Origin of the sequence: Hydrogenophaga sp. (assembly GCF_030158645.1) — a bacterium.
Lineage (GTDB): Bacteria > Pseudomonadota > Gammaproteobacteria > Burkholderiales > Burkholderiaceae_C > Hydrogenophaga.
The window spans coordinates 1-7,094 of the sequence record NZ_JAOASO010000120.1; the positions used below are offsets into that span (position 1 = coordinate 1).

A 7,094-nucleotide genomic window follows, 5' to 3' on the forward strand; every position below is an offset into this window, starting at 1 on the left:
TCCGCGCCTGGATGGCGGTGCTGGTGGACGGCAACCAGACGCGCGCGGTGATCGCGAGCCTGCTGGGCGAGCCCGGCGTGGCCGCGCTGCACGACACCAACGGTCGGTGGGACCTGCTGGCCGAGCTCAGCGCCGGCTCCATGAGTGAGCTCTCGCAGGTGCTGGAGCGCATCCGGCTGATCAAGGGCATCCAGGGCACCGAGACCAGCATCCACCTGGCCACCTACCGCTGAGCGCTCACCGCCGCAGCGCCAGCCGCGCCGCCGCCAGGTCCCAGCCGGCCCAGCCGCAGCTCTTGAAGAACACCGGCCCGCTGCGCCGGTGCGCCGCCGGGTCGCGCACCACGTCGGCCAGTGTGGCCAGCCCGGGCACGTTGATGCCGGCCTGCAGCAGATCGCCCGCCTCGTGGTCGGCGTCGCGCGTGTCCACCACCAGCAGGCCTTGCCCGGCCAGCCAGCGGCAGACCTCGGGCGCCCACTCCACCATGCGCGGCGTGAACGCGCCCACCGCGGCCACGAAGGCGTCGGTTCGCGGCCGTGCGCGCAGGGCCACCGCTTGCGCCGAGGTGCAGCTCACCACCAGCGGGCAATGGGCCAGGGCCGCGTCGGCATCCACCACATGCTGTGCGCGCAGGCCCAGGCCACGCGCGTGCTGCACCAGCGCGTCGGCACTCGCCGCGCCGCGCGAAGCCACCCACACCTCCCGCACCCCCAGGCCGTGGTGAAACGCCTCCAGGTGCGAGCGGCCTTGCACACCCGCACCCACGATCAGCAGAGGCCCGTCGGTGCGCGGCGCGAGCAGGCGCGCGGCCAGCAGCGAGACCGCCGCCGTGCGCCGCGCGGTGACGGTCGGGCCGTCGAGCAGGGCGGTGCGCTGGCCGGTGACGGCGTCGAACACCACGATGTCGCCCTGGATGGCGGGCAGGCCGCGTGCGGCGTTGTCGGGGATGAAGGTGATGAGTTTGGTGATGGCCACGCGCGCGTCGGCCGCGGGCATCACGAACAGACTGCCGCCGCCGGCCAGTGCCTGCACGGTGCGCGCGGGCACCACCACGCCGGGGTCGCGCAGCAGGGTTTCGATCTCGTCGGCCAGCGCTGCGTAGGGCAGGGCGTCGGCGGTCTGATGGGGTGTGAGCGGCAAAGTCATGCCGCCATCATCCACTTTCGGGCACCATGGGGGGGCGGTCGCCCCGACCGCCAAGGCGGATCCATCGAATGTCCTCAACCAGGCCTGAGCCTCCCCCGGGTGGATTGCGTCAGTTGCCTGCCGGTATCTGGGTGCTCGGATTCGTCAGCCTGCTGATGGATGTGTCCTCCGAAATGATCCACAGCCTGCTGCCGCTGTTCATGGTGGGCGTGCTGGGCACGAGCGTGTTCATGGTGGGGCTGGTGGAAGGCCTGGCCGAATCGGTGGCACTCATCACCAAGGTGTTCTCCGGCGTGCTCAGCGACTACCTGGGTCGGCGCAAATGGCTGGCCGTGGCGGGCTACGGTCTGGGGGCCTTGACCAAGCCGTTGTTTGCATGGGGGCCGTCGGTGGGGGTGGTGCTCACCGCCCGTTTGCTGGACCGTGTGGGCAAGGGCATCCGGGGCGCGCCGCGTGACGCCCTGGTCGCCGATCTCGCGCCCCCCGGCATTCGAGGCGCGGCATTTGGACTGCGGCAATCGCTGGACACCGTGGGCGCCTTTGCCGGGCCGCTGCTGGCCGTCGTGCTCATGCTGTTGTGGGCCAACGATTTCCGGGCGGTTTTCTGGGTGGCGGTGGTGCCCGGCGTGCTGGCCGTGTTGCTGCTGGTGGTGGGCGTGAAAGAGCCCCCGCGCGAGCCGGGTGCGACAAGACAGAATCCGATCCGGCGCGACAACCTCCGGCGCCTGGGCCCGGCCTACTGGTGGGTGGTGGCGGTGGGCGCCGTCTTCACGCTGGCCCGGTTCAGCGAGGCGTTTCTGGTGCTCAATGCCGAGCGAAGCGGCGTTGCGCTGGCGCTGGTGCCGTTGGTCATGGTCGCCATGAATGCGGTCTATGCCTTGTCGGCCTACCCGTTCGGACGGCTGTCAGACCGGGTGAGCCATCGCCTGCTTCTGGCCTGGGGGCTCGTGGTGTTGATCGCCGCCAATTTGGTGCTGGGCAGCAGCAGCCACTGGGCGGTGGTGCTGGTGGGCGTGGCGCTGTGGGGCATCCACATGGGCATGACACAGGGCCTTCTCGCCACCATGGTGGCCGATGTGGCGCCGGCCGATCTGCGCGGTACCGCGTTCGGTTTTTTCAACTTGGTCGCTGGTGTGGCCATGCTGCTGGCCAGCGTGGTGGCGGGCTTGGTGTGGGACCGTTGGGGCCCGGCGTTCACTTTCTGGACCAGTGCGGTGTTTTGCGTTGTGGCGCTGATCGGGCTGCTGAAGACGCCCCGACCGCTCAGCCCGCCGGCGGCGGTGGAAGCGCGATCGTGAAGCTGGCGCCCTCGCCCAGACGCCCGCGCGCCACCACCGTGCCGCCGTGGCGTTCGACGATGCGCCGCACGTTGGCCAGCCCCATGCCCTCGCCGACAAACTCGTCGGCCGTGTGCAGCCGCCGGAAGGGCTTGAACAACTGGTCGGCCTGCTTGGGGTCGAAGCCCGCGCCGTTGTCGGCGAACACGATGTGGTGCCCCCCGTGGGGCAGGGCCTGTGCGGTCACGCTGATGTGCGCCTGTTCGCGTGCCGAGGTGTACTTGATCGCATTGCCCAGCAGGTTCGCAAAGGCCTGCTGCAGCAGGCCCGCATGCCCGTTAATCTCGGGCATCGGGCCGATGCTCCAGTCGATCGCACGGCCGAGGCACTGGGGCTGCACCGTGGCCAGCGCCGCCTTCAACACGTCGTCGAGTGGCAGCGGCGCCATGGTGAGCGGCTGGTTGCCCAGGCGGGCGAAGTCGAGCAGGTCGCGCACCATGCGCAGCGCCAGATCGCCCGACTGCACGCCTCGGCGCACCATGTCGGCCTGCGGTGGATCGAGCTGTTCGCCCAGATCCTCCAAGGTCATGGCCAGGATGCTGCGCATGTTGACCAGCGGCCCGCGCAGGTCGTGCGCCAGCCGAGCGGCAAAGGCATCCAGCTCCTGGTTGACGGCCAGCAGCTCCTTGACCTGTTGCGACACCTCGGCTTCCAGCCGTCGGTTGTTCACCCGCAGGCGCTGCACTTCCAGCGCGCGCTCCACCGCCGGCACGATGCCGCTGATGCGAAAGGGCTTCTGCACATAGTCGATGGCGCCGTTCTTCATCGCGTCGACCACGCTGCCGATGCTGCCGTGCGCGGTCATGAGCACGATGACCATGTCGGGCGCCACAGCCTGCGCACGGCGGGTGAGTTCGATGCCGTCGATGCCCGGCATCTGCAGGTCGGTGAGCAACAGCTCAAAGCTGGATTCGTCGAGTTTGTCCAGCGCCACCAGCGGATCGGTGCATCCCACCACGTCGTAGCCTTGATCCATCAGGATCTCGCACAGGGCACGTTGCTGGGGTGCTTCGTCGTCCACCACCAGCAGTCGTGGGCGAAGCCGGTGGGGGGTGGAGCTGCGGTGTGGCATGTTGGGGTGCCCGTTGGCCGTTCGTTGACGTGACCAGGTCACATGAAGCGTTTTTTCACGAGCGCATGGTGCCACATACCCTACCACCTACCGCGTTTGTGCGAGCATCGGGACCAGTGGCATTTGGTGATTTATTTTTGCTTCAACCAACAGGAGCGACGCCTTGCGTCAAAAGACGGGAATTCGCAGCCTGCTGCTCTTGCTGGTGCTCATCGCGGTCCTGCCCGGCCTGGTCATGCTGGTGCTCAGCCACAACCAGACCACCCAGGAGGCGGTGCAGCGCGAGCGCCAGGAGTTCAGGGCGGTCGGCATGCTGGCTGCGGCCAACCAGGAGCAGCTCATCGAGGGCGTGCGCCAGATCCTGGCCACCGTGGCCGCCGGCCCTTCGGTGCGCCGCAACGACCTGCGCGACCTCTGCTACGAGTTCCTGCGCAACGTCTCGGCGGCCACGCCGGGCTACGGCAACATCGGCGTGGCCGACCTCCAGGGCGATGTCCAGTGCCTGGCCCAGACCGGTCCACAGCCGGTCAACGTCGCCGATCGGGCCTACTTCCGCAAGGCGGTGAGCAGCCTGCAGTTCTCCCTGGGCGAATACCTCGTGGGGCGTGTCTCGGGCAAACGCCAGCTCGGTTTCGGCATGCCCGTCTACAACTACAGCGATGCGCTGGTGGGCGTGGCCTTCACCACCGTGGACCTCGTGCCCGCCGCTGAGCGCTTGCAGGCCTTGTCGCTGCCCGGCGCCATGCACGTGGATTTCACCAACGCCGAAGGCATCTTGCTGGCCTCCAGCGAACAGGGCGTCGACGCGATCGGGCAGCCGATCCAGCAGGAAGGTCTGCGCAGGGCCGTGCTGGCGGGCATCACCGGCAGCCTGGATCTGCGCGATGCGCAGGGCGTGCAATGGCTGTACGAATTCGTGCCTTTGAAGGGCTTGGGGGGCGAGGGCTTGCAGGTGATCGTCGGTGGCCGGCAGAGCGATGTCGTGGCCCTGGCCACCCGGCAGCTGCGCCAGCAGCTCGCCGTGATGGCGCTGGCCGCGCTGATCGGTCTGGTGCTGGCCTGGTACCTGGGGGTTCGTCGCATCGCGCAGCCGGTCTCGCACCTGCTCGGTCGCATGCGAACCACGGCGCTGGGTCAGCCGTCGCCGCCCTTGCCCGCCACGGCGGGCCGCGAGTTCGCCGAGATCGACGCAGGGCTGGACAACATGCTGATCGAGCTCTCGAAGAACCAGGCCCAGCTGGTCAAGGCGCAGCAGATCACGCGCGTGGGCTTCTACCAGCTCGACCTCAAGACCCGGCTGTACAGCGCCTCCGACACGATCTACGAGATGCTCGGACTGGACCCCGCCATGGGGCCGGTCCCGGTGGCGACCTACCAGGCCATGATCCACCCGGACGACCGGGCGATGGTCAACGCCCACCGCGACATGCTGTTCGAAGGGGGCAAACCGCTGCGCCTGCAATACCGCGTCGTGCGCAGCGACGGCGTCGTGCGCTGGGTCGACGGTTTTGGTTTCGTGGAGCGCGATGCGGCCGGCGTGCCCGTGGTTTATGCGGGTGCCCTGCAGGACATCACCGAGCAACACCGGCTGCGCCGCATGTACGTGGTGCAGGGCCAGATCAACGCGGCGATCGTCTCGGCCACGTCCCGGGAGACCTTGTTGCAGCGGGTGTGCCAGATCGCGGTGGACGACGGCGAGTTGCGCATGGCCTGGGTGGCCGGCATGGACCCGCAGCGGCGCACCCTGACCGCCGTGGTGAGTGCGGGCACCGACGGTGGCTACACCGACCTGCTCAACCGCGCGGCGGTGGACGTGGACACCTACCCTTCGCCCGTGCCCACAGCCCTTCGCACCCGCCAGCTGGTGGTGTCCAACGACATCGCCAACGATCCGAACATGGGCACCTGGGCCTCCACGGCGGTGCGCCGTGGGTTCAGGGCGGTGGCGGTGGTACCCATTGCACCCGAGCGGCAGGTGCCCATGGCCCTGGTGCTCATGGCCAACGAGCCGGGGTACTTTCTGGAGGAGGAAAGTCGCCTGCTCTCAGCCATCGGCGACAGCCTGGCCCTGGCATTCGACCAGCTGGAACGCGCCGCCGAGCGGCAGGTCCGCGAAGAGCGCCTGATGCTGCTGGAGACCTGCGTGTCCCGTGTCAACGACATCGTGCTGATCACCGAAGCCGAGCCGTTTGAAGCGCCGGGCCCGCGCATCCTGTATGTGAACGAAGCGTTCGAGCGCCTGACCGGCTACAGCGCTGCGGAGGCCTTGGGACAAACCCCGCGCCTGTTGCACGGCCCCAAAACCCAGCGCGATGCGCTGGACCGCATCCAGCAGAGCGTCCGGCGGTGGGAGCCGGTGCGCGAAGAGGTGATCAACTACCGCAAGGACGGCAGTGAGTTCTGGCTGGAACTGGACATCGTGCCGATTGCGGATGCGACCGGCTCGTACACCCACTGGGTGGCGATCGAGCGCGACATCACCCAGCGCAAGCTGGCCGAGCAGAAAGAGGCTCGCCTTCGGGGTGGCTTTCAGCTGCTGTTCCTGGGCAACCCGCACCCGATGTGGGTGCTCGATTGCGACACCCGCGCGTTCCTCGAAGTGAACAACGCGGCCATCGAGCAATACGGATACAGCCGCGAGCAGTTTCTCGCGCTGACCCTGGACGACCTGCGCCCCGACAGCGAGAAACAACGCCTGCGCGACCGCGTGCGTGAGCCTTCGCCCGAAGGTCGTGAGCGGGTCGGCACCCGGCTGCACCAGCGCAGCAACGGCACCACCGTCGCGGTGGATGTCACCACGCAGCGCCTGAACTACAACGGGCGCGAGGCCGAGCTGGTGGTGGCGATGGACATCACCGAGCAGGTGGCCATGGAAGCCCAGCGCGCCCAGGCCCTGGTCGCCGTGCAGGCCTCTCAGGCGCGCCTGGCGCGATCGCAGTCGCTGGCGCGCATGGGCAGCTGGGAGCGCCTGGCCCAGGACCGTTCGGCGGTCTGGTCCGCCAGTCTGTACGCCCTGACCGGGCTGGACCCCGCCCACGGTGCGCCGGGCATCGAAGAGACGCTCAAGCGCGTCCATCCGGACGACCGCGCCGAGTACTTGCAGACCATGAACGACTGCCTGCGCGGTGGCACGTCCCGAAGCTGGACCTACCGCTGCTTCCTGCCCGACGGTGACCTCCGCTGGTTCGAGGAAAACATCGACGAGCCCAAGCGCGACAGCAGCGGTGCGGTGGTCTCGGTCAGCGGCACCGTGCAGGACGTGACCGAGCGCGTCCGGGCCGAGGCCCGGCTGCAGCTGCAGCTCTCGCGCACCGAGCTGCTCAACCACATCGTGCGTGCCACCGACGAACGCCTGGATCTCGACCGCATTTTCCAGGTGGTCTGCGACAACATCGAATCGCGCTTCTCGACCGTGTTCTCGGCGGCCTTGCTGTTCGATCTGGCCACCCAGCGCTTCACCGTGGCGCACCTGGGTGCGTTGGGCACCGAGGGCGGCGCGCGTGTCGGGCTGGGTGAAGGCGATGTGCTGCAGGCGGCGG

The 7,094-nt window shown here is 68.7% G+C and carries 5 protein-coding genes; 3 read left to right on the forward strand and 2 right to left on the reverse strand.

Features of this window, described 5'->3' with window-relative positions:
* Positions 1-233: Lrp/AsnC ligand binding domain-containing protein (locus tag Q1W68_RS13165; RefSeq protein ID WP_300649418.1), on the forward strand; the 233-nt coding region annotated here is incomplete at its 5' end.
* 4 nt (positions 234-237) lie between these two features.
* Here the strand turns inward: Q1W68_RS13165 and Q1W68_RS13170 are convergent.
* On the reverse strand, positions 238-1,146 hold the full coding sequence (locus Q1W68_RS13170) for a delta(1)-pyrroline-2-carboxylate reductase family protein (RefSeq protein WP_300661167.1): 909 nt from the start codon (positions 1,144-1,146) through the stop codon (positions 238-240).
* A 68-nt stretch (positions 1,147-1,214) separates the two neighbouring features.
* Here Q1W68_RS13170 and Q1W68_RS13175 point away from each other — a divergent pair, with 68 nt between their 5' ends.
* The gene (locus Q1W68_RS13175) at positions 1,215-2,444 is read left to right on the forward strand and encodes an MFS transporter (protein WP_300649414.1); all 1,230 of its coding nucleotides are present in this window, start codon (positions 1,215-1,217) and stop codon (positions 2,442-2,444) included.
* Here Q1W68_RS13175 and Q1W68_RS13180 read toward each other — a convergent pair.
* Positions 2,410-3,555: a response regulator gene (locus tag Q1W68_RS13180; RefSeq protein WP_300649412.1), complete on the reverse strand. Its 1,146-nt coding sequence runs from the start codon at positions 3,553-3,555 to the stop codon at positions 2,410-2,412. The genes Q1W68_RS13175 and Q1W68_RS13180 overlap by 35 nt on opposite strands.
* Positions 3,556-3,718: 163 nt before the next feature.
* Here Q1W68_RS13180 and Q1W68_RS13185 point away from each other — a divergent pair.
* Positions 3,719-7,094, forward strand: a 3,376-nt coding sequence (locus Q1W68_RS13185) for a PAS domain S-box protein (RefSeq protein WP_300649410.1), incomplete at its 3' end; no start/stop codon positions are given.